Origin of the sequence: Porphyromonas uenonis DSM 23387 = JCM 13868, assembly GCF_000482365.1 — a bacterium.
Lineage (GTDB): Bacteria > Bacteroidota > Bacteroidia > Bacteroidales > Porphyromonadaceae > Porphyromonas > Porphyromonas uenonis.
The window spans coordinates 40820-64177 of record NZ_AXVC01000026.1 but is presented as its reverse complement, the minus strand read 5'-3'; the positions used below and the strand labels follow the sequence as shown (position 1 = coordinate 64177).

Genomic DNA, 23358 nt, shown 5'->3' with positions numbered 1-23358 from the left:
AATGCCATTATAAAAGGGAATGGACAGCTCACTCTAAAGTCTCGAGAAGGAAGTGGTATCTATACTGAGGCTGCTCTACTTATTGAGGGTTGTACAGTCTATGCCGAAGGCTATTGTGGAATCGCAGGCTATGCCGAAGGCTATTGGGGAATCACTGGCAAGGATGGCAAGTCTGGCAAGTCTGGCGAGTCTCTTACAATCAGAAATGCTTCCGTCACGGCAAAGGGTACCAAAGGCTCCATCTGCGACCTCGCAAACTTCACCCTCGAGGGGTGTGAGATCACGAAACCTGCAGGGGCTGTCTGGAATGCCGACCGTCGTGCCGTCTGCGATGCCTCGGGCAACGACATCACCGACGAGGTGGTCATCACACCTGTAGAGGAGTACGGACTCATGATAACCGGCGTGAAGGTCACCTCGGCGAACTGCTCCGACCTCTCGGTCATCCCTGGCGTCACGGGCAAGGTGACCTACGACCCCACCACCAAGACGCTCACCCTCGAGGATGCCTCCATCGATGGAGGAGATGATGATGGCATGAATATTTCTGATGAGCTGACTTGTGTCGTCAAGGGGAAGGTCTCCATCACTTCTAATAATTGGCGCGCAATGTTGTTCGCTAAGAATGCCATTATAAAAGGGAATGGACAGCTCACTTTAAAGTCTTCAGAAGAAAGTGGTATCTATACTGTGGCTGATCTACTTATTGAGGGTTGTACAGTCTATGCCGAAGGCAAATGGGGAATCACAGGCATCAATGGCTTGTCTGGCGAGTCTCTTACAATCAGAAATGCTTCCGTCACGGCAAAGGGCACCGAGGGCTCCATCCGCTACCTCACAAACTTCACCCTCGAGGGGTGCAAGATCACGAAACCCGCAGGGGCTGTCTGGAATGCCAGCAAGCACGCCGTCTGCGATGCCTCGGGCAACGTCATCACCGACGAGGTGGTTATCACACCTACGGGTGGCACGGCGATCGACTTCGTCACACCGGAGCAGCTCCCCGCAGAGGGCGCTATCTACGATATGAACGGCGTGCTACGCTCCGAGCCTCTCGAGGAGCTACCCACAGGTGTCTACATCGTCGGTGGCCAGAAGGTCATGCATGTACAGCGATAGCCGTTAGCTGTTGGCCGTTGGCTATTAGCTGTTGGCTAGAGTCACTAGTACTCCGATAGCTCCGATCACTCCGATAGCTCTGATAGCTCCGATCACTCCGATAGCCAACAGCCAAGAGCCAATCGCTAACAGCCAAGAGCCAATCACGTTTGAAATAGCTGTTTGAAGTTCTGAGGGGAGTGCGTAGCCAGTCGGCACGCAAGTTCCACTGCTATGCCTCCTCTCAGTTTTCGGCAGACAGCTCTACACACATTATATAATAGACACTTCAAAAACACTACAGCAATGAAACAGAAACTACTACATCAATCACTCATCGCGACACTCGTCACGATGGTTCTACTGCTCGCAGGCTCCTCAGTCTCCGCACAGGAGGAGTACGGACTCGCGATAGCAGACGTGCAGGTTACCTCTGAAAACTGCTCCGACCTCACCGCCATCCCTGGCGTCAAGGGCAAAGTCAGCTACGACCCCTCCACCAAGACGCTCACCCTTGAGGATGCCTCCATCGATGGAGGAGGAAGAGAATGTCTAGGTATATGGTCAACAGATGAGCTGACTTGTGTCGTCAAGGGGGAGGTCTCCATCACTTCTAATAAATGGAACGCAATGCTGTTCGAAAAGAATGCCATTATAAAAGGAAATGGACAGCTCACTATAAAGTCTTCAGAACAACGTGGTATCTATACTAAGGCTGCTCTACTTATTGAGGGTTGTACAGTCTATGCCGAAGGCAAATGGGGAATCGAAGGCGAGTATGACAAGTCTGGAGTGTCTCTTACAATCAGAAATGCTTCCGTCACGGCAAAGGGTAGCACCGAGGGCTCCATCCGCAACTTCACAAACTTCACCCTCGAGGGGTGCGAGATCACGAAACCCGCAGGGGCTGTCTGGGATGCCAACAAGTACGCCGTCTGCGATGCCTTGGGCAACGTCATCACCGACGAGGTGGTCATCACATCTGTAGAGGAGTACGGACTCGCGATAGCCGGCGTGTGGGTCAACTCGGCGAACTGCTCCGACCTCTCGGTCATCCCTGGCGTCACGGGGAAGGTAACCTACGACCCCGCCACCAAGACGCTCACCCTCGAGGATGCCTCCATCGATGGAGGACAACGTCAAGGTATATGTTCAACAGATGAGCTGACTTGTGTCGTCAAGGGGGAGGTCTCCATCACTTCTAATAATTCGAACGCAATAGAGTTCCATCAGAATGCCATTATAAAAGGGAATGGACAGCTCACTATAAAGTCTCCAGAAGGATGGGGTATCTATACTGTGGATGCTCTACTTATTGAGGGTTGTACAGTCTATGCCGAAGGCAAATGTGGAATCGCAGGCTTCGATGGCACGTCTGGCGAGTCTCTTACAATCAGAAATGCTTCCGTCACGGCAAAGGGCACCGCAGGCTCCATCCGCAACCTCGCAAACTTCACCCTTGAGGGGTGTGAGATCGCGAAACCCACAGGGGCAGTCTGGAATGCCAGCAAGCACGCTGTCTGCGATGCCTCGGGCAACGTCATCACCAGCGAAGTGGTCATCACACCTGTATACGGACTCCTGATAGCTGACGTGCAGGTCACCTCGGCGAACTGCTCCGACCTGTCGGTCATCGATGGCGTCACGGGCAAGGTGACCTACGACCCCGCCACCAAGACGCTCACCCTTGAGGATGCCTCCATCGATGGAGGACAACGTCGAGGTATATGTTCAACAGATGAGCTGACTTGTGTCGTCAAGGGGGAGGTCTCCATCAATTCTGGTAATGATCGGTACGCAATGGTGTTCTATAACAATGCCATTATAAAAGGGAATGGACAGCTCACTATAAAGTCTCCAGTAGGATGTGGTATCTATACTGAGGCTGCTCTACTTATTGAGGGTTGTACAGTCTATGCCGAAGGCTATTGTGGAATCGCAGGCAAGGATGGCGAGTCTGGCGAGTCTCTTACAATCAGAAATGCTACCGTCACGGCAAAGGGCTCCTATGGCTCCATCCGCGACCTCGCAAACTTAACTCTCGAGGGGTGTGAGATTACGAAACCCGCAGGGGCAGTCTGGAATGCCAGCAAGCACGCCGTCTGCGATGCCTCGGGCAACGTCATCACCAGCGAAGTGGTCATCAGCCCGAAGGGTGGCACGGCGATCGACTTCGTCACACCAGAGCTGCAACCCGCGGAGGGCGCTATCTACGACATGAACGGCGTGCTACGCTCTGAGCCTCTCGAGGAGCTACCCACAGGCGTTTACATCATCGGTGGCCAGAAGGTCATGCACATACAACGTTAGAGCTAGTAGTAGCTGGTTTTGAAGTTCTGAGGGGAGTGCGTAGTCGGTCGGCACGCAAGTTCCACTGCTATGCCTCCTCTCAGTTTCAACCGCCACCTATACTCTTACATTCTATATACAAATCAAAAACTACAATGGCAATGAAACAGAAACTATTACATCAATCACTCATCGCGACACTCGTCACGATGCTCTTACTGCTCGCAGGCTTATCAGCCTCGGCGCAGACGAATTACGGACTCGAGATAGCCGGCGAGACGGTCTCCTCGGCGAACTGCTCCGACCTCTCGGTCATCGATGGCGTCACGGGCAAGGTGAGCTACGACCCCACCACCAAGACGCTCACCCTCGAGGATGCCTCCATCGTTGGAAGAGTAAATCATCACAGTATATATTCAGAAGATGAGCTGACTTGTGTCGTCAAGGGGGAGGTCTCCATCACTTCTAATGGTAGTTTGGGCGCAATGGCGTTCGATAAGAATGCCATTATAAAAGGGAATGGACATCTCACTCTAAAGGCTCCAAAAGGATGTGGTATCTATACTCAGGCTGCTCTACTTATTGAGGGTTGTACAGTCTATGCCGAGGGCAAATGGGGAATCGCAGGCAAGGATGGCACGTTTGGCGAGTCTCTTACAATCAAAAATGCTTCCGTCACGGCAAAGGGCTCCAAGGGCTCCATCAGCGATCTTGCAAACTTCACCCTCGAGGGGTGCAAGATCACGAAACCCGCAGGGGCTGTCTGGAATGACAGCGAGCACGCCGTCTGCGATGCCTCGGGCAACGTCATCACCGACGAGGTGGTCATCACTTCCACGGGTGGTGTCACACCACCTGTAAAGAAGTACGAACTCCTGATCGCCGGCGTGTGGGTCACCTCTGAGAACTGCAAGGATCTCTCGGTCATCGATGGCGTCACGGGCAAAGTCAGCTACGACCCCACCACCAAGACGCTCACCCTCGAGGATGCCTCCATCGATGGAGGAGAACAACGTTCAGGTATATGGTCAAAAGAAGAGCTGACTTGTGTCGTCAAGGGGGAGGTCTCCATCACTACTAATGATTGGACCGCAATGGAGCTCCATAACAATGCCATTATAAAAGGGAATGGACAGCTCACTCTAAAGTCTTCAAAATACTGTGGTATCTATACTGAGGTTGCTCTACTTATTGAGGGTTGTACAGTCTATGCCGAAGGCGGTTGGGGAATCAATGGCAGCAGTGACACAGCTGGCGAGTCTCTTACAATCAGAAATGCTTCCGTCACGGCAAAGGGTCCCTATGGCTCCATCCGCAGCTTCACAAACTTCACCCTCGATGACTGTTCGATCATGAAACCCGCAGGGGCTGTCTGGAATGCTGAAAAGGAAGCCGTCTGCGATGCCTTGGGCAACGTCATCACCGACGAGGTGGTCATCACACCTGTAGGGGAGTACGGACTCAAGATCGCTGGTGTCGACATCAACGAAAAGAACTATAAGGAGATCTCCAAGATCCCTGGCGTCAAGGGCAAAGTCAGCTACGACCCCACCACCAAAACGCTCACCCTCGAGGATGCCTCCATCGATGTAGGAGAACAACGTCAAGGTATATGGTCAATAGATCAGCTGACTTGTGTCATCAAGGGGAAGGTCTCCATCACTTCTAATAAATCGAGCGCAATGGCGTTCGCTAACAATGCCATTATAAAAGGGCATGGACAGCTCACTCTAAAGTCTTCAGAAGAATGTGGTATCTATTCTAAGGCTGCTCTACTTATTGAGGGTTGTACAGTCTATGCCGAAGGCGTTTGGGGAATCATAGGCCGGAATGGCTCTGGCGAGTCTCTTACAATCAAAAATGCTTCCGTTACGGCAAAGGGCACCGAGGGTTCCATCGGCTACTTCGCAAACTTCACTCTCGAGGGGTGTGAGATCACGAAACCCGCAGGGGCTGTCTGGAATGCTGAAGAGGAAGCCGTCTGCGATGCCTCGGGCAATATCATCACCAGCGAGGTGGTCATCACACCCACGGGTGGTGTCACACCACCTGTAAAGGAGTACGGCCTCAAGATCGCTGGTGTTGACATCAACGAAAAGAACTATAAGGAGATCTCCAAGATCTCTGGCGTCAAGGGCAAAGTCAGCTACGACCCCACCACCAAGACGCTCACCCTTGAGGATGCCTCCATCGATGGAGGAGAAGATCGTCACGGTATATATTCAAAAGATGAGCTGACTTGTGTCATCAAGGGGGAGGTCTCCATCACTTCTAATAATTTGACCGCAATGGGGTTCTATAGCCATGCCTTTATAAAAGGGAATGGACAGCTCACTCTAAAGTCTTCAAAAGACTTTGGTATCTATACTGGGGCTGTTCTACTTATTGAGGGTTGTACAGTCTATGCCGAGGGCAAATGGGGAATCGCAGGCAGCAGTGGCATAGCTGGCGAGTCTCTTACAATCAGAAATGCTTCCGTCACGGCAAAGGGCTCCGAGGGCTCCATCCGCTTTATCTCAAACTTCACTCTCGATGGCTGTTCGATCACGAAACCCGCAGGGGCTGCCTGGTTTGCCAGCAAGGAAGCCGTCTGCGATGCCTTTGGCAAGGTCATCACCAGCGAAGTGGTCATCACACCCACGGGTGGCACGGCGATCGACTTCGTCACGCCTGAGCAGCAACCCGCAGAGGGCGCTATCTACGATATGAACGGCGTGCTACGCTCTGAGCCTCTCGAGGAACTACCCACAGGCGTCTACATCATCGGTGGCCATAAGGTCATGCACGTACAGCGTTAGGGAAGAATTGATTGAAATAGCTGTTTGAAGTTCTGAGGGGAGTGCGTAGCCAGTCGGCACGCAAGTTCCACTGCTACGCCTCCTCTCAGTTTTCGACAGACAGCTCTACATACATATAGACACTTCAAAAACACTACAGCAATGAAACGAAAAGTATATCATCACACACTCATCGCGACACTCGTCACGATGCTCTTACTGCTCGCAGGCTTCTCAGCCTCGGCGCAGACGAAGTACGGCCTTGAGATTGTCGGCGTGGCGGTCACCTCGGCAAACTGCTCCGACCTCTCGGTCATCGATGGCGTCACAGGCAAAGTCAGCTACGACCCTACCACCAAGACGCTCACCCTTGAGGATGCCTCCATCGTTGGAAGAGGAATATGGTCAAAAGATAAGCTGACTTGTGTCGTCAAGGGGGAGGTCTCCATCACTTCTAATAATGATTGGAACGCAATGGAGTTCGATAAGAATGCCATTATAAAAGGGAATGGACAGCTCACTATAAAGTCTCCAGAAAGATGTGGTATCTTTACTGGGGCTGCTCTACTTATTGAGGGTTGTACAGTCTATGCCGAAGGCGAATGGGGAATCTCAGGCAACAATGGTTCGTCTGGCGGGTCTCTTACAATCAGAAATGCTTCCGTCACGGCAAAGGGCACCGAGGGTCCCATCAGCGATCTCGCAGACTTCACCCTCGATGGCTGTTCGATCACGAAACCCGCAGGGGCTGTCTGGAATGCCAGCAAGCACGCCGTCTGCGATGCCTCGGGCAACGTCATCAAGGACGAGGTGGTCATCACACCCACGGGTGGTGTCACACCTGTAGAGGAGTACGGCCTCATAATCGCAGGCGTGGAGGTCACCTCGGCCAACTGCTCCGACCTCACCGCCATCCCTGGCGTCACAGGTAGGGTCAGCTACGACCCCACTACCAAGACGCTCACCCTCGAGGATGCCTCCATCGATGGAGGAAATCATGATGGCATGGAGACTTATGATGAGCTGACTTGTGTCGTCAAGGGGGAGGTCTCCATCACTTCTAATTTGAGCGCAATGGTGTCCTTTAAGAATGCCATTATAAAAGGGAATGGACAGCTCACTATAAAGGCTCCAAAAGGAAGTGGTATCTATACTAAGGCTGCTCTACTTATTGAGGGTTGTACAGTCTATGCCGAGGGCAATTGGGGAATCGCAGGCTACGATGGCTCGTCTGGCGAGTCTCTTACAATCAGAAATGCTTCCGTCACGGCAAAGGGCACCAAGGGTTCCATCCGCGACCTCGCAGACTTAACTCTCGAGGGGTGTGAAATCACGAAACCCGCAGGGGCTGTCTGGAATGCCAGCAAGCACGCCGTCTGCGATGCCTCGGGCAACGTCATCACCGACGAGGTGGTCATCACACCCACGGGTGGTGTCACACCACCTGTAGAGGAGTACGGACTCGAGATAGCTGGCGTGATGGTCAACTCTGTGAACTGCTCCGACCTCACCGCCATCTCTGGCGTCACGGGCAACGTCAGCTACGACCCCACCACCAAGACGCTCACCCTCGAGGATGCCTCCATCGATGCAGGAGAAGATCGTCGCGGTATATGTTCAACAGATGAGCTGACTTGTGTCGTCAAGGGGGAGGTCTCCATCACTTCTAATAATTGGCACGCAATGATGTTCTATAAGAATGCCATTATAAAAGGGACTGGACAGCTCACTCTAAAGTCTCGAGAAGAAGGATGTGGTATCTATACTGAGGCTGCTCTACTTATTGAGGGTTGTACAGTCTATGCCGAAGGCGTTTGGGGATTCATAGGCAACGGTGGCACGTCTGGCGAGTCTCTTACAATCAGAAATGCTACCGTCACGGCAAAGGGCACCGGAGGTTCCATCTGCGACCTCACAAACTTCACTCTCGATGGCTGTTCGATCACGAAACCCGCAGGGGCTGTCTGGAATGCCAGCAAGCACGCCGTCTGCGACGCTTCTGGCAACGTCATCACCAACGAGGTGGTCATCAGCCCGAAGGGTGGCACAGCGATCGACATCGTCACACCGGAGCTGCAACCCGCAGAGGGCGCTATCTACGATATGAACGGCGTGCTACGCTCTGAGCCTCTCGAGGAACTACCCACAGGCGTCTACATCATCGGTGGCCATAAGGTCATGCACGTACAGCGTTAGCTGTTAGCTCTTGGCTGTTGGCTGTTAGCTGGGAATACGAGTACTCCGATAGCTCTGATAGCTCCGATCACTCCGATAGCTAACAGCCAAGAGCCAACAGCCAACAGCCAAGAGCCAACGAAAAATAGCTGTTTGAAGTTCTGAGGGGAGTGCGTAGCCAGTCGGCACGCAAGTTCCACTGCTACGCCTCCTCTCAGTTTTCGACAGACAGCTCTACTACACCTGACGCAATACACTTCAAAGCATCATAATGCAAGGGAAAAGCACTCCCCTGATATATACGACTATCACTTTAAGCAATATATGACTATGAAAAAGCAACTACGCATTGGGATCTATATCCTACTAGCCACACTCCTAGCGAGTGTCGCTGTCGCACAGGAGCCTACTACTCCGGCTCTGCGCTCTGGACAAAAGGGCGTGATCACCTTCACCACCGCCAAAGCGGATGGGGAGACGGTAGCGCTCAAGATGACTTATACGGGCGATGCGCCTACGCTGAGCGGTCTGACCGGTACACCCGAGAGCGGGAAATGGATCACCTATACGCTCACATCGCAAAACGTTACCATCACCGGAGATGTAACCGACCTTGACTGCTCTAACAATCCTGGCAATCAGCTGACTGCGTTGGATGTATCCAAGAACACCGCGTTGACAACGCTTTCCTGCTCCTACAATCAACTGACCGCGTTGGATGTATCTCAAAACACCGCGTTGACAAGTCTTTACTGCGGCAACAATCAACTGACCGCGTTGGATGTATCTCAAAACACTGCGTTGACAGAACTTTACTGCTTTGAAAATCAGCTGACCGCGTTGGATGTATCCAAGAACACCGCGTTGACAACGCTTTCCTGCTCCTACAATCAACTGAAAGCGTTGGATGTATCAAAAAACACCGCGTTGACAAGTCTTCTCTGTGGCATGAATCAACTGACCGCGTTGGATGTTTCCCAAAACACTTCCTTGACATGGATTTTCTGTCCCGGCAATCAAATTAAAGGCGAAGAGATGACCCGCTTGGTGAACAGCCTGCCCGACTATACCGGAAAGGCCGCCGGTACATTTTTTGTGGTGCAAGAACCTGACCTTGAGGGCAATATTTGCCTTAAATCAGATGTCGCTATTGCCAAGGGTAAGAACTGGGATACGCGAAAGTACAAATCCGATACCAACAAGTCTATTCCCTACGAGGGCGCAGAGGACGCACATCCCTTAAAGGTTACGCTGACAAAGGAAGGCGAAGGAACGATCACTGCTACTGGTGCTACCGACCTAAACGCGGTGCCATTGGGTACTGAGCTCACCATCGTAGCTACCCCGGCAGCCAGCTACGAGCTAAAAGCACTCACCGCCAACGGTACCGATATCCTCGCAACGAAGAAGTTCACAGTTACAGCAGATACCGAAGTGAAAGCCACTTTCACCAAGAAAACCTATGCCGTTACGCTCACTAAGGAGGGCGAAGGCACGATCACCGCTACAGGTGCTAGCGACCTTAACACAGTTGCCTACGGCACAGAGTTGACAATCAATGCTACCCCAGCTACAGGTTACGAACTAGTATCGCTAGATGCTAATGGCGTAGACATCACCGCCACGAAGAAGGTCGTCGTTAAGGAGAACCTAACCGTCAAGGCGACCTTTACCAAGCTACAGAAGAACTACGTCGTTACCCTGAAGCCTACCGAGCACGGTACGATCTCCATTAAGGAGCAGGAGCAGGTCGATCTCAACGCTGTTCCCGAGGGAACGAAGCTGACGGTCGTAGCTAAGGGTGCCAACGATAAGTGCGAGCTCACCAAGCTTACGGCAAATGGTGAGGACATTCTCAAGGATATGACCTTCACCGTCACAAAAGATACGGAGATTGTCGCAGTCTTCGTCGACCACACGGGCATTGATGCAGTTGCTGCAGATGCGTTTGTCATCTATCCTAACCCTGCTAGCGAGTCCGCTACCGTCACAGGTCTAGCACCTGAGGCAACCGTAGCACTCTACACGCTAGATGGACAGCTGATCACACGCCTAGCTGCCGACCGCTCGGGTCGCCTACAGATAGACCTCACCGCACTGAGCGAGGGTACCTATCTCGTAGTCACCAAGGGAGCTGCACAGCGCCTCGTCGTCAAGCACTAACGCTCACGATGTGACAAACTATAAGTTTCTCAGACTACAATAATAGAAGAGCTCCGTAGGACTATCCTGCGGAGCTCTTCTCGCATAATTATAGTTTAGGGCGAGACGTGTGGCGACTGGTAGAAATACACGGAACGAGTAACGGTTGTAGGGACGCACGAGAGTGTCTAGTGGGAGGGCGTCCGTTGTGTAAAAGGTCACAGTGTCAGGGCTTTAACGGGAACGGACGCACAGATCGTGCGTCCCTACACAGGGTTACTCGTCTCGTGCGTCCGCACACAGGGTTACTCGTCTCGTGCGTCCGCACACAGGGTTACTCGTCTCGTGCGTCCGTACACAGGGCTACTCGTTTCTAATTTCTAATCTCTAATATCTAACCTCTAATATCTAATCTCCCCCCCCCTAGGAATTCCCCAAATTCCTCCGTAGATATTTTTGATTTGCTACCTAGGAAATGGCCAAATTCTTCGGACTTATGATTTGATTCTTCCGAAGTTTCATTTGATTCCTCCGAAGAATTTTTTCTTTCCTACGTAGGAATTGGACCAATTCCTAGGTAGCTATTTGGGGAATTCCTAGGTAGGAATTCAATTAGAGGTTAGAGGTTAGGGATCGGAGCTATCGGAACTATCGGAGCAGATCTCTAACTGGAGACTGTTGACTTTTGCAACAGTCTCAAATGGCTAGTCGCTGCAACATTTCGGCGACTCACTCGTCTTATTGGTGTAAGGCGCTCTTTGGGGACCGTTGGTCCGAGCGTTATACAGTTATACATTGAATAGTTTTTAGTTTACAGTGATTACAATGGATGGAGCCACTTTCATACAGACCTACGTCCCCCTACGGCCGACGATACTACAGGTCTGTATGGCTCTTCTATCCAACGAGATGGAGGCGGAGGATGTGACCCAAGATGTGCTGGTGAAGCTCTGGGAGCAGCGCGCACATCTAGATGAGATCGCATCGCCTAAGGCGTATGCCATCCGTATTGCTCGTAACAAATGCATCGACACACTCCGCGCACCAGCACAGCGACTGCGCAATGCGGAGGAGCCTACAGAGCTAGAGATGCCACTGGTCACGACCACCCCGCAGGAGGATCTTATAGTCCAGGAGCAACTCACTCGCATCAACGACTGGGTCGCTACCCTGTCCGAGCAGCAGCAAGAGGTGTGGAGACTGAGGCAAGAAATGATGCTGACCAACGATGAGACTGCCCAGCGCATGGGACTGCAAGAGGTGACCGTTCGATCGATGATCTCACGACTGCGCAAGGAGGCACGAAAGCTTTTTGCAGATATGCGGGAGTGATCCGCATACCTTATTATATATAGAATACAGAAGCCACTATGATACATTCATCACACGACATAGACCAGCTACTAGAGCGCTACTACGACGGGTCGACTACGCCCGACGAGGAGTTTGTACTCTACCTAGCACTCCTACAGGAGGAGCCAGGATCGCCATACTATGCCGACCGCATGCTCCTAGAGGCTACCCTACAGCGTGCTGCCACACAGACGCGGAGTGCAGCGCCAGCGCCCACCCCTCGCTGGCGGGTATGGGTGCGTAAGTACGCCGTCGCGGCTGCCGTACTACTCATCGGCGGTGTAGGGGTCTCCGTCTTCCAGTGGGGACGCAACAGCCGACAGGCGGAGCTATCCCTTCGCAATGGTCAGCCGATACCTCAGGAGCAGGTCAATGAGTATGCGCTTGCAGCTTTTACCAAGCTGGGTGACTGCATGCAGCTCTGCTCTGAGCAAAACGATGAGATCGACGAGCTCTTTGGTCGCCTGCAGGACTCTTACCAGAGCTCGATGGAGAAGATCCCCTTCGTCTCAGAGGATGGATGGACCCTGACGGACAATTGATTTTACCCACGACTGCAACAATCCGTCCTCTCAAACGACTTATATATAGAATCCCCTTGATACAGTCATATAGACTATGAAAGCATACATTACTCATATCTCACGCCTGAGCTTCGTCACCCTCACGATGCTACTCCTACTAGGACTACCCGCATCGGCACAGCGGCGCTCGGCTCGTACACGTATCAATACCTCCAGGCTCATGGAGATCAAGAATGTGGACGTCGTATACATCTCCCCCGCAATGCTCCAGAGCGTCCCCAAGGCTAGTCTCAAGATAGATGGCACCGACGCCATGGCAGGCATCATGGACGGCATCACGTCGATACATATCTACACCTCCTCCGACCGCAAGGCAATACAGGAGATACGTCGCACCTTCGCTCCTATCATAGAGCTACGTCACTCGGACCTTGAGCAGCTGATGTATGTCAAGGACGATAACGGGGTGGTCAACTTGATCGGCCAGATACAAGGCGACAACGCCTCCGAGCTATACATGATCGTCTCGGGCGATGACGAATACACGGTGATCAACTTCTCGGGGAGCTTCTCCCGCCGACAGCTCGAAAAGGCGGTCACCCAAGACAACCGCAGGCGCAAGTAGCGACTCGCCGTCTGCACTCCAGACCCATTATACTTAACCTTTCAGTAAGAACCTACAAACGGGCTACACGTTACTGTAGCAACTTGCGAAGCGTGACCATACGTGAGTACCGTACACGCTCCATACACGGAGAGCCCGAGAGGGGGGCCGTGTGGCAAGACTGTTTTGTGATTAGTTTTAGTTGTAAATTGAACAGAAGCGACGAGAGGGAGCCCCCGATATGGGGACTCCCTCTCTTTTGACTTGATAGAACTATCGAATAGGTCTACACCATGCCTTTAGTATTGACTCAAGGCAAAGGCGGAAGCTCCTGTGACAGCAATGATAATTGCGTATATGATACCAATCACTGCTCCCGCGACGGCTGAGATAATCGCCCACTTGCGAGCGTTGCGGCTCGAAGCATTAGCACCCTCGTAGTCGCCCTGTAGGAAGCGAGAGGAGACCTGCGTTGAGTAGACGATGGCGACGATTCCACCAGGCAAACAGCAGAGGAGCGTCACGAGGATGCTCCAGACGAGGTAGTTGGGAGGCATAACCTGACCGTTTGGCGTCTGAGGCTGGGGATTGCCATAGGAAGGAGCAGCGTTGTAAGCCGGCGCCTGTGGAGGAACTGTGGGCTGAGCCATCTCTGGTCCTGGAGTCTGTGGTGCAAAGAATGAGCTAAGCTCAGCGACCTGCTGTGCCGGCATCCAGTCACTCATGCCCTCTGTCCATACAGGAGTCTCAGGGGTGAGCTGCTGTGTAGCCAGCTGGTCGATGGTAAACGGGCCACTCTTCTCCCCATTGATGACGAGATAGTACTGTTTCATAGTCTATATGTTTTGTGATTAGAGTTGGGATATATGACTTGTCTTCATACAGTGTCCAGAGGCATATCCAGACTTAGTCGTAAGCGACTGACGATGCTTTTGGCGATGGGCGCTGTAATCTGCCGTTTCTTGTGCGAAGTTAAGCAATTCTTACTATTCGATCCTATGCGCTCTTCTCCTGCTACTCAGTACGCTCCAGTAGCACCACATGCTCAACCCCTATGGTTATGGGGAACATATCCACGCTCGTAGATGGAAACATATCAAAGATTGGCTCTCGTTTGTAGGAACATATCGACTGTAATTATTTCATTTTCAAGCCTTTATCGATAGCTTCCTGAATAATCTTATGACAACAAACTCCCAACGGATTGTTTTCTTTACAATTAGAATTTCTCATTGCCCCAGTGATGGCATTTACTTCTTTTACGGATTTCGCGCCATGCTTTACAACTGCTTCAATTACCTGATTTTCTGTGACTTCGCTACAATAACAAGCATACTTAGGATCTGCATCTTTCTTAACCCAGATAGGAACTCTAACTTGGTCTTTCAAGAATTTTATTTCATTATCTAAGTTATAGTAAACAACGTCGCAGTCCTCGTTCATGCAAATCTTATATTGATCTCCGTTAACAGCATTACGATAATCATCTACCACTAGATGTTCAACAGTTACTTTACTAACGGAAATCCCTTCATTATTACATACAGGACAATTGTCTTTAATTTGATCCGGCTTTTCTGTTTTGCATCCACAACAACATTCATTATTAATCTTCATCTTCCCCTATTTCTATATCTAAATGATGTTCTGTATTTAGTTTGGACAACAGAGCTACCGTCTCCACGTGATGCGTATGGGGGAACATGTCAACAGCGCAAGCCTTCACGGCTCTGTACTGCCCCTCAGCCATGAGGAGCGCTAAGTCTCGGGCTTGTGTCGCTGGATTGCAGCTGACGTAGACGATGCGCTGAGGAGCCGCCCGCAGGATCACCTCCACGACGAGGGCGTCCATGCCAGCACGTGGCGGATCGGTCACGAGCACCTCGGGACGTCCATGCGCTGCGACGAAGTCATCGGTCAGGATCGCCTTCATATCGCCAGCGTAGAAGGTGGCATTCGTGATACCGTTCTGATCTCTATTGACAAAAGCATCCTCGACCGCCTCGGGCACATACTCGATCCCAATGACGGAGCGACAGCTTTGCGCCAAGTAGTTGGCGATCGTCCCAGCGCCCGTGTAGAGATCGTAGACCACTTCATCGCCCTTGAGCTGAGCGTATTCACGCACCTTCTCGTAGAGTCGCTCAGCCTGACGACTATTCGTCTGGTAGAAGGACTTAGGGCCGATACGATAGCGCAGGCCGTGCATATTCTCCTCGATGTATGGCGCACCGCTGTAGAGCTGCGCGGGGAGATCGGCGAGGCTGTCGTTAAGCTTCGTATTGACCATATAGTAGAGCGACGTGATCTGGGGGAAGCGCAGACGTAGCGCTTCTAGCAGTTGCACGCGCAGCTCCTCCGTTCCCTCGGCAAAGGCGATCAAAACCATCAGCCCGCCCAGCGTTGTGGTGCGGATTAGGAGCGTTCGCATCACGCCCTCGTGCGCTCTCTGGTCATAGTAGGGGTACTCCTCCCAGCGCGCCAGGCAGTAGTCGTTGAGGTAGTCTCGTATCTCCGAAGCTATCGGGTCGGCTATCTGACAGGTCACGCCATGTAGGTCTAGTACCTTGTCAAACATTCCCGCCTTGTGAAAGCCTACCCCACAAAGCTCCTTTTCGCTCGCTTCCTCGGGAAGGCTTTTGAGCTCCTCCTCGGTGAGCCAACGCTTTTTGCTAAAGGTGAACTCGACCTTGTTGCGGTAGTGCCACGGATCCTCACACCCTACGATCGGCTCTGTCTGCTCAATGGCTATATGTCCGATGCGCGTCATAGCGTCCGCGGCTTGTTGCGCCTTACCACGGAGCTGCTCCTCGTAAGGTAGCTGTTGCCACTTGCACCCGCCACACGCTCCGAAGACTTCGCAACGAGGCTCCACACGTAGTGGCGAAGGCTCCAGGAGCTCCTCAATAGTGCCCGTCATATAGCTTCGCTTGGAGCGACCGACACGTATGCGACAGCGGTCGCCTGGCGCCGCATAGGGGACGAAGAGCACCTTGTCCTCGACATGTGCTACGCATTGTCCCTCGGCACCCATCCGCTCGATGAGTACATCGTCCAGATATCTCGGCTCTTTGCGACTTCTTGCCATAGGCTACTTGCGAGCGAGCTGCTGCTCCACGAGCGAGACGTACTCATCAGCCAATGCAGAGGCAGCCTCCTCCGTAGGAGCCTCCGTGTAGACACGGACGATCGGCTCCGTATTGCTGGGACGTACCTGCACCCACGAGTCGTCAAAGTCTATCTTCAGTCCATCCTCCGTCAGGGGCTTCAGCGCAGTGACTTCACGCTCCAGGCTGGCGAAGAGAGCCGCTACGTCGGTGCCCGCAGGTAGCTCTACACGACGCTTGCACATGGCGTAGTCGGGGTAGCGCTTCCGTAGCTGGCTTACCGTCTCGCCACTCTTCGCCAAGTGGGTTAGGAAGAGCGCAATGCCAACGAGCGCATCGCGTCCAGCATGCAGACGAGGATAGATGACGCCGCCGTTGCCTTCGCCACCGATGAGTGCGTCGGTCTCTCGCATACGCTTGACCACGTTGACCTCGCCAACAGCTGCGGGCATGTAGCTTCCGCCATGCTGCTCGGTAATGTCTCGCAGAGCGCGTGTCGAACTCATGTTAGAGACCGTGTTCCCTCCCTCATGATAGCCGAGGAGGTAGTCAGCGACAGAGACCAGTGTGTACTCCTCGCCAAAGGGGTGTCCCGTCTCGTCAATGATCGCTAGGCGATCCACGTCTGGATCTACCGAAAAGCCCACATCGGCACGTGCTATGCGTACCAATTCGCAGAGATCCACGAGGTGGCTGGGTAGTGGCTCGGGGTTGTGGGCAAACTTTCCATCGGCTGTATCATTGATACCTCTCCACTCCTTGACGCCAAGCGCCTCAAAGAGCGGAGGCAGAGCGATAGCGCCGACCGAATTGATCGGGTCGTAGGCGACCGTCAGCTCAGCTTTGCGGATAGCCTCCACGTCCACCTCGGGCAGTGCGAGGATTGCGTCAATATGTTTTTGCAGATAGGAGTCGGTCGAGACGACTTGTCCCAAGTCTTCTACCGAAGCAAAGGGAACCGTGTGATCCTCCGAGAGACGAAGCACCTCGTTGCCACGATCCACATTGAGGAAAGTGCCATCGCTCCCGAGGAACTTCAGCGCATTCCATTGGATTGGGTTGTGTGAAGCGGTAATGATGATACCACCGTCAGCACGATGCCCTAGGACAGCCATCTCAGTGGTCGGAGTCGTTGCTAGACCGATGTTGATGACATCGCAGCCCATACCGAGGAGCGTGCCGATGACCACTTGCTCGACCATCTCGCCCGATAGGCGAGCATCGCGTCCCACCACAATAGTTGGTCTACTTATAGACTCGTATAGCTTGATGTGCTGTGCATATCCCACGACAAAGTGTGCTATCGTCAATGGGTTGAAGCCGTCCGTCAGAGAGCCTCCGACCGTACCGCGTATTCCAGAGATTGATTTGATGACCGTCATAGTATTGATTAAGTGTGTTGTTTCGAAAATGGATAGCTTGCGCAGAGTAGCGCCAGAGATGCTGGAGAAGTAGGCTAGGACTCCTCGACAAACTGGTACCAGACCTCTTCGCAGTACATCGGAGCACCCGCATTGTATGCCACATTGGGCCCGAGGAGGAAGGGGACGAGAAGACGTACTCTAGCGCCATTGCCCACCATCGTAAGCGGATAGGCGACGCCCTCACACATCAGTGCGTCGATCGAGTGACCAAACTGCTCTTGGATCAGCTTGTAGTGGACAGAGCCACTGCGGTCGCGTGTGTTGACATAGATAAACTCCGTAGACTGCATGTAGCCCTTGGATAGATTGTCAAACTCATGGTTATAGTCCGGTGCGATGAAGCGGCCCTTCATCCGCAGCATGACACGCGTGCGCTCTGGCTTGGCCAGCTCGCCGCCTTTGTCGATGACCTGCATGTAGACTCCATTGGGGAACTTGTACCACACGCTCGGGTCAAACTCACGCTGACCCTCCGTGCCCTCCTGCACATTCATTCCTTGCTCCTGGATGAAGTTGTCGATCATCTTCTTCTCGTCACGTAGCATCTCCGAGAGCGACTTGATGTGCTGCTTATCGCGACAACTAGTCAGGACGCCCTGCCCTAGTAGGAGCATCAGGACAAGCGTCACGAGAGCGGTGAAGGTATGGTTTGTTGCTTTCATATTTCTATTGTCTAATCTCTAACCTCTAATATCTAATCTCTAATCTCTAACCTCTGGGTAATCCTGCACAAGCTGGCGCAACCCCTCCCACACGAGTGCTAGCGCATCTGACAGCGTGCCTTGGTACTCAGCGCCCGCAGCGTTTAGATGTCCGCCCCCGCCAAAGATCTTGCTTGCCACCTCATTGACCGGCAAGTTGCCCTGCGAGCGAAGCGATATCTTGACTGGCTCGTCGGGGTCGCGCTGCTCGCGAAGGAAGGCGACAGCCCGTATACCCGCCACGTCAAGAGGCACATTGACTAGGCCCTCAGTATCTCCCGGCTCTATGCCAAAGCGGTCAAAGTCCTCCTGCCTAAGCGTAAAGACCGCCACCCCTAAATCTAGGTCGTAGGTCGTGCGCTCGTTGATGATGTAGCCGAGGAGCCGCTGTCGGCTCAGCTTGTCGCTCTTGAAGATCCGTAGCACGATCTCCTCATGTCTCGCACCGACCTCTAGGAGGTGAGCGATCGTCCTAAAGAGCGTCGGCGTAATATGCCCATGCCGCAGGAGACCCGTATCCGTATAGGTTGCAGCCAGCAGGCAGGTCGCCATATCGGCACCACCATGGAGCTCTAGCTCTCTCGACGCACCGCCACCGAGCAGCTCCGCTATGAGAAAGCCCGTGGCACAGGCCGACGTGTCGCTATACATCTCATCGACCAGTCCCATCTCAGGCTCTGGATGATGGTCTATCATGACGGAGCGCACCTCGGGCTTGCCCACGATCTCAGTGACCAAACCCTCGAGCGGGTTGCCGATACGCCCCAGATGGTTGAAGTCGACTAGGAGCAGTAGTCTAGCCTGAGCCAATATCTGACGTATCGGCTCTAAGTCGCTCTGCGCTGAGAGCTGATGTATCGTCTCAGCCCCTGGAAGCCAGAGCAGATTGTCCGGCATGCGCCCCACCACTAGGATGGAGACCTCGTCAGCGCCCCGTGCCAGCAGGTAGCTACGCAGCCCCAAGGCACTGCCTATGCAGTCCCCGTCAGGCGACTTATGCCCCACGATGACGACACGACGCTCGCCCACATCTCCGAGAGAAGTAAGCTCCAACGTATCTGACAAAGGTCTATTGCTCAGTTGCGACATAGTGATCTGTGAAGGTATACACCCGCAAAGATACGAAATTAGAGGTTAGAGATTAGAGGTTAGAGATTAGAGGGTTCCTCTAGTGGCACTAGGAGCACTAGTGCTCACTAGCCTTTGACCAATGGCTAGCTGTTTTTTCTAGCGGTAGAGGTAGGTGAGGAGGACGAGGAGGCTGGCGAGGAGCGTGACGGCGATGACGATGACGATGGTGCGTCGCAGCGTCTGTGCGGTGACTGCGTGGAGCGGGGTGCCGATATAGGGCTTCTCGACGAGCATGCCGTGGTAGATGTTGGGGCCGCCAAACTGTACGCCGAGGATCCCCGCCAGAGCGGACTCAGGATAGCCCGAGTTGGGGCTGGCATGCTTGCGAGCATCCCGCCAGACGGTGCGTACCGCTCGCCGACTCGGAGCCACGAGGAGCATCAGGAGTGCCGTGAGACGAGACGGGATATAGTTCGCAGCGTCATCGAGCATACGTGCGGCAAAGTAGCCGAAGTCCTTGTAGCGTGGGTCTTTGTAGCCAATCATGGAGTCGAGCGTGTTGATCATTTTATAAGCCATCATGAGCGGCACGCCACCTAGAGCGTAGAAGAAGAGCGGAGCGATGACCCCATCGGAGAGATTCTCCGCAAGCGTCTCCAGCACAGCGGTGCGAATCTGCGCAAAGGTGAGCTGCGAGGTGTCACGACCCACGATCCAGGAGAGACGCTTGCGAGCTCCCTCGAGGTCACCAGCCACCACGTAGCGCTCTACCGCCAAGGCTTCGCCGATCAAGCTTCGCGGGCAGATCGCAAAGAAGAAGAAAACCGTTTGCCAAGCCAATAGGACGTAACGATAGTCCGCCAGGAGCCATTCGATGGCAAAGAAAAAGCCCCAGACGCCCAGCACGAGCGTGAGGGCGAGGAGTGTGCCTTTTGCCTTCTGATGGGGCGGATGGTTGAGCCAGCGCTCGCCCCATGCGATGAGCTGGCCGAAGAGTCGTATCGGGTGGAGCGCCCAGCGTGGATCGCCGAGGAGCAGGTCGAGGAGGAGTCCGAAGAGTAGCGGGTACATACTATAAGTAGCTTGACAAACCTCGGAGTAGCGCTTGACCAGCTTCGGGAGACTGCACCGAGAGGCGGAAGTGGCGAGGCGAGAGGGAGCGGAAATTGGCCGCATCACGGATCAAGACGCCATGCTGCGCGACGAGGTACTCCTTGAGCTGGGCTGCGGTGCCGCGTCCCTGATCTAGACAAGCGAGGAAGTAGGGTGTGGGACTGGGTATCAGCGAGATGCCTGCGATCTGCGCCACCTCGTGAGCGAGATGCTGCGCCTCCCGCACTAAGCCCGCAGCATCAGGCAGTAAGCGGTCGTAATGCTGGCAAATGTAAGCGCCTGCCTCTAGGGCAAGGGCATTGACACTCCAAGGCGAGCGGAGTGGTTCAAGGCGAGCCAGCAGCGAGGGGTGAGCGACGATGTAGCCGAGACGTATGCCTGGGAGCGCAAAGCTCTTGGTCAGCGAACGAACAAGGATCAGATTGGGGTGATGCGCCACTTCGTCTAGAAGCGTCACGGGCTCGGCACAGAGCTCTGCGTAGGCTTCGTCCACGATTACGTAACTATCTGGATGAGCCGAGCAGTAATTGAGGAGCGCCGCACGATGAGAGATGTCACCGTCAGGATTGTTTGGCAGAGCACTCCAGAGGAGATCGGCAGGGGTGCTTTGGCTGGCTATGGCACTTGTCGGGATATAGGTGAGGTGATGGCGATAGAGCTGGCAAGCGTCCTCATACTCAGCAAAGGAGGGAACGGTGATGAGCGTCTCGCCACCAGCAAAGAGATGCGCTAAGAGGTAGAAAGCCTCCGTCGACCCACTGGTCACCAGTAGCCAGTCGGGATCGAGGCGCCAGTGCTCAGCCAAGAGCTCGCGCAACTCTTTCGCCTGAGGGTCTGGATAGTGGGTTAGGCTCTCTAGTCTTCCTGAGAGGTGGCTTATGATTTCGCCCGCATGGTTGCGATAAGGCACATTGCTAGAGAAGTCGTAGCGCACGAGCGCTCCGTAGCTGTATCGGTCGTCCCCGTGTCCTACTATCATACGTTGCGCAGACTTTTGAGCATGTACTCTATATCTAGATGCTGACGCATATGCTCAGCAAGGCGATCGTAGGCAGCTTGGCGGGTAGCGAAGGTTCGCTCTAGGTGGAAGGTTCGCTCAGGCGCTACCTCGTGCAGAATCTGCTGCAGGATCGCTTCATTGTCCCAGATGCCGTGCATGTAGCTTCCCCACAAGCGAGGGGAGACCCAGTAGCCGTCGGGCGTTTCGCCAGCCCTCATAACTACCGGCGACTCGGGCGCATCGACGGGCTGCGTGACCCCGCAGTGGATCTCGTAGCCTTGACAGTCGGGAGTGCCCGTGGGAAGGTAGGTAAAAGTGGAGGTACGCACCGCTTTATTGCTCTGCAGCGTGGTCTCAGTGGGCAGAAGTCCTAGACCACGGACGGTGCGTGGCTCGCCCTCGACGCCATCGGTGTCGGTGATGCGCAGACCCATCATCTGATAACCTCCGCAAATGCCGTAGAGCGGACGGCCCGCCTTGTGATGAGCCTGGATGACCGCCTCGAGTCCCTCGGCCTGTAGCCAGAGGAGGTCGTCGATCGTGTTCTTACTGCCGGGGAGCATGATGATGTCCGCCTGGCGGAGCGCCTCAGCGTCGGAAGTGAAGTAGAGCGTGACGCCAGAGATGAAGCGTAGCGAGTCAAAGTCGGTGAAGTTGGAGATGTGCGGCAGTCGTACCACCGCCACATTGAGCGTATCGGGGCGAGGCTGTGCGGCATAGCTGTCGATGGAGACGCCATCCTCCGCATCTATCTGCATATTCGGCAGGTAAGGGAGCAGGCCTACGACGGGGACTTTGGTCAAGTCTTGAATGATCTTTCGTCCAGAGTCAAAGAGCGAGCTGTCGCCTCGGAACTTATTGATGATGATCCCCTTGATCGTAGCACGCTCTGCTGGGGGCAAGAGCTCGATCGTCCCGTAGAGACTGCCGAAGATCCCTCCGCGCTCGATGTCTGCCACGAGGTAAACGTCAGCGCCAGTCCGCAGAGCCACTCGCATATTGACGATGTCCATCGGCCAGAGGTTGACCTCCGAGATGCTGCCCGCGCCTTCTATCACGATCGGGTTGTACTGGCTCGCTAGTCTGTCGAACGCTTTCATCGCCTCTACAAAGAGAGGCTTGCGCTGCTCGACGTTGAAGTAAGCGCGTGCCGACTGATTGCCCACCGCCTTGCCGTTGAGGATCACCTGCGTCGTCTGATCGGCCGTCGGCTTGAGGAGGATCGGGTTCATATCGGTGTGACAAGGTATCCCGCACGCCTCAGCTTGCACCGCTTGCGCACGACCTATCTCGCCTTCTTCGGGAGTAGGATAGCTATTGAGCGACATGTTTTGCGCTTTAAAGGGAGCGGGCTTGTACCCCTCCTGCAGCAAGATACGACAGATGCCTGTCGCTACGATGGACTTCCCCACGTCGGAGCCAGTTCCGACGAGCATAATCGGCTTTAGCTTACTCATATTGATATATCTCTCCAAAGTTAACCTCTAGCGCCATCGCTTCGCTAGGCGAAAGCTTGCCCAGCAAGATACGATAAGCGCGAATGACACCAGCGTGCGTCACAAGGAGCGTCTGACTGCCCTTGTCCCGCTCCGCCTCGAAGTCAGCTACCCGCGCCAATAAGTCGTCGTGGCTCTCGCCGTCCGCCGTCTTAGCGTGCCAGTAGTCGGCAAACCACGCACGTCCCGCCTCTTGCTCGTAAACTTCCTGCCAAGAGAGCCCTTCCCACGCCCCAAAGTTCAGCTCGCGCAGTCGTTCGTCCTGACGAACGGTCAGCCCCTTTGTCAGGGCTATCGCCTCAGCGAGGACAACACAGCGGAGCGACGGACTACTGTAGACCTTGTCTAGCTGGACTTCCCTCAGCTCTGCGATGATCTGCCGAACATAGCGAGGGTACTCCGCCGAGAGTGGCACTTCGAGCCAGCCGTAGCAGATGCCCTGCGGTAGAGCAACGGGAGTGTGACGCACAAGGTAAAGACTCAT

At 54.0% G+C, this 23358-nt stretch carries 18 protein-coding genes; 8 read left to right on the top strand and 10 right to left on the bottom strand.

Features of this window, described 5'->3' with window-relative positions:
- The 8 genes from L215_RS10190 to L215_RS0102655 form a co-directional block, all read left to right on the top strand.
- Positions 1-1119: hypothetical protein (locus tag L215_RS10190; RefSeq protein WP_027451297.1), on the top strand; the 1119-nt coding region annotated here is incomplete at its 5' end.
- 285 nt (positions 1120-1404) lie between these two features.
- Positions 1405-3408 (top strand): right-handed parallel beta-helix repeat-containing protein, encoded by a 2004-nt coding sequence (locus L215_RS0102690; RefSeq protein WP_025884417.1) that lies wholly within the window; start codon positions 1405-1407, stop codon positions 3406-3408.
- A 140-nt stretch (positions 3409-3548) separates the two neighbouring features.
- Positions 3549-6185: a hypothetical protein gene (locus L215_RS0102685; protein WP_027451295.1), complete on the top strand. Its 2637-nt coding sequence runs from the start codon at positions 3549-3551 to the stop codon at positions 6183-6185.
- Between the two features lie 141 nt (positions 6186-6326).
- Complete coding sequence (locus L215_RS09180; RefSeq protein WP_052343468.1) at positions 6327-8360, top strand: hypothetical protein; 2034 nt, start codon at positions 6327-6329, stop codon at positions 8358-8360.
- Between the two features lie 309 nt (positions 8361-8669).
- Positions 8670-10502, top strand: coding sequence for an InlB B-repeat-containing protein (locus L215_RS09740; RefSeq protein WP_081780334.1), 1833 nt, complete (start codon positions 8670-8672; stop codon positions 10500-10502).
- An 804-nt stretch (positions 10503-11306) separates the two neighbouring features.
- Positions 11307-11813, top strand: coding sequence for an RNA polymerase sigma factor (locus L215_RS0102665; protein WP_025883910.1), 507 nt, complete (start codon positions 11307-11309; stop codon positions 11811-11813).
- Positions 11814-11851: 38 nt separating this feature from the next.
- Positions 11852-12376: a hypothetical protein gene (locus tag L215_RS09170; RefSeq protein ID WP_036872009.1), complete on the top strand. Its 525-nt coding sequence runs from the start codon at positions 11852-11854 to the stop codon at positions 12374-12376.
- 76 nt (positions 12377-12452) lie between these two features.
- Positions 12453-12983 carry a DUF4252 domain-containing protein gene (locus L215_RS0102655; RefSeq protein ID WP_025883914.1) on the top strand — a complete coding sequence of 177 codons (531 nt, stop codon included), beginning with the start codon at positions 12453-12455 and terminating at the stop codon, positions 12981-12983.
- Positions 12984-13261: 278 nt separating this feature from the next.
- Here the strand turns inward: L215_RS0102655 and L215_RS0102650 are convergent, their stop codons facing one another.
- The 10 genes from L215_RS0102650 to L215_RS0102605 all read right to left on the bottom strand — a co-directional run bounded on the left by L215_RS0102650 (position 13262) and on the right by L215_RS0102605 (position 23358).
- Complete coding sequence (locus L215_RS0102650; RefSeq protein WP_025883915.1) at positions 13262-13795, bottom strand: CD225/dispanin family protein; 534 nt, start codon at positions 13793-13795, stop codon at positions 13262-13264.
- Between the two features lie 304 nt (positions 13796-14099).
- On the bottom strand, positions 14100-14579 hold the full coding sequence (locus L215_RS0102645; protein WP_025883917.1) for a Csac_0668 family 2Fe-2S cluster-binding (seleno)protein: 480 nt from the start codon (positions 14577-14579) through the stop codon (positions 14100-14102).
- A complete protein-coding gene (gene rlmD, locus L215_RS0102640) occupies positions 14569-16050 on the bottom strand; it encodes a 23S rRNA (uracil(1939)-C(5))-methyltransferase RlmD (RefSeq protein WP_027451294.1) in 1482 nt (493 codons plus the stop codon). The genes L215_RS0102645 and rlmD overlap by 11 nt, the downstream gene beginning before the upstream one ends.
- Before the next feature lie 3 nt (positions 16051-16053).
- On the bottom strand, positions 16054-17451 hold the full coding sequence (gene glmM / locus L215_RS0102635; protein WP_025883918.1) for a phosphoglucosamine mutase: 1398 nt from the start codon (positions 17449-17451) through the stop codon (positions 16054-16056).
- Positions 17452-17525: 74 nt separating this feature from the next.
- Positions 17526-18155 carry a DUF4827 domain-containing protein gene (locus L215_RS0102630; RefSeq protein WP_025883919.1) on the bottom strand — a complete coding sequence of 210 codons (630 nt, stop codon included), beginning with the start codon at positions 18153-18155 and terminating at the stop codon, positions 17526-17528.
- A 39-nt stretch (positions 18156-18194) separates the two neighbouring features.
- The gene (locus L215_RS0102625) at positions 18195-19283 is read right to left on the bottom strand and encodes a DHH family phosphoesterase (protein WP_025883921.1); all 1089 of its coding nucleotides are present in this window, start codon (positions 19281-19283) and stop codon (positions 18195-18197) included.
- A 138-nt stretch (positions 19284-19421) separates the two neighbouring features.
- Entirely contained in the window at positions 19422-20336 is a 915-nt protein-coding gene (gene cbiB / locus L215_RS0102620) for an adenosylcobinamide-phosphate synthase CbiB (RefSeq protein WP_025883923.1), read from the bottom strand.
- A gap of 1 nt (position 20337) precedes the next feature.
- Positions 20338-21357, bottom strand: coding sequence for a pyridoxal phosphate-dependent aminotransferase (locus tag L215_RS0102615; RefSeq protein WP_025883925.1), 1020 nt, complete (start codon positions 21355-21357; stop codon positions 20338-20340).
- Positions 21354-22835 (bottom strand): cobyric acid synthase, encoded by a 1482-nt coding sequence (locus L215_RS0102610; RefSeq protein ID WP_036872012.1) that lies wholly within the window; start codon positions 22833-22835, stop codon positions 21354-21356. Before L215_RS0102610 ends, L215_RS0102615 begins: the two co-directional genes overlap by 4 nt.
- Positions 22828-23358, bottom strand: coding sequence for a histidine phosphatase family protein (locus tag L215_RS0102605; RefSeq protein ID WP_025883928.1), 531 nt, complete (start codon positions 23356-23358; stop codon positions 22828-22830). Before L215_RS0102605 ends, L215_RS0102610 begins: the two co-directional genes overlap by 8 nt.

Coding starts and splice junctions, on each gene's coding strand:
- L215_RS0102690 (WP_025884417.1), top strand. CDS start 1,405: ATGAAACAGAAACTACTACATCAATCACTCATCGCGACACTCGTCACG.
- L215_RS0102685 (WP_027451295.1), top strand. CDS start 3,549: ATGAAACAGAAACTATTACATCAATCACTCATCGCGACACTCGTCACG.
- L215_RS09180 (WP_052343468.1), top strand. CDS start 6,327: ATGAAACGAAAAGTATATCATCACACACTCATCGCGACACTCGTCACG.
- L215_RS09740 (WP_081780334.1), top strand. CDS start 8,670: ATGAAAAAGCAACTACGCATTGGGATCTATATCCTACTAGCCACACTC.
- L215_RS0102665 (WP_025883910.1), top strand. CDS start 11,307: ATGGATGGAGCCACTTTCATACAGACCTACGTCCCCCTACGGCCGACG.
- L215_RS09170 (WP_036872009.1), top strand. CDS start 11,852: ATGATACATTCATCACACGACATAGACCAGCTACTAGAGCGCTACTAC.
- L215_RS0102655 (WP_025883914.1), top strand. CDS start 12,453: ATGAAAGCATACATTACTCATATCTCACGCCTGAGCTTCGTCACCCTC.
- L215_RS0102650 (WP_025883915.1), bottom strand. CDS start 13,795: ATGAAACAGTACTATCTCGTCATCAATGGGGAGAAGAGTGGCCCGTTT.
- L215_RS0102645 (WP_025883917.1), bottom strand. CDS start 14,579: ATGAAGATTAATAATGAATGTTGTTGTGGATGCAAAACAGAAAAGCCG.
- rlmD (WP_027451294.1), bottom strand. CDS start 16,050: ATGGCAAGAAGTCGCAAAGAGCCGAGATATCTGGACGATGTACTCATC.
- glmM (WP_025883918.1), bottom strand. CDS start 17,451: ATGACGGTCATCAAATCAATCTCTGGAATACGCGGTACGGTCGGAGGC.
- L215_RS0102630 (WP_025883919.1), bottom strand. CDS start 18,155: ATGAAAGCAACAAACCATACCTTCACCGCTCTCGTGACGCTTGTCCTG.
- L215_RS0102625 (WP_025883921.1), bottom strand. CDS start 19,283: ATGTCGCAACTGAGCAATAGACCTTTGTCAGATACGTTGGAGCTTACT.
- cbiB (WP_025883923.1), bottom strand. CDS start 20,336: ATGTACCCGCTACTCTTCGGACTCCTCCTCGACCTGCTCCTCGGCGAT.
- L215_RS0102615 (WP_025883925.1), bottom strand. CDS start 21,357: ATGATAGTAGGACACGGGGACGACCGATACAGCTACGGAGCGCTCGTG.
- L215_RS0102610 (WP_036872012.1), bottom strand. CDS start 22,835: ATGAGTAAGCTAAAGCCGATTATGCTCGTCGGAACTGGCTCCGACGTG.
- L215_RS0102605 (WP_025883928.1), bottom strand. CDS start 23,358: ATGAGTCTTTACCTTGTGCGTCACACTCCCGTTGCTCTACCGCAGGGC.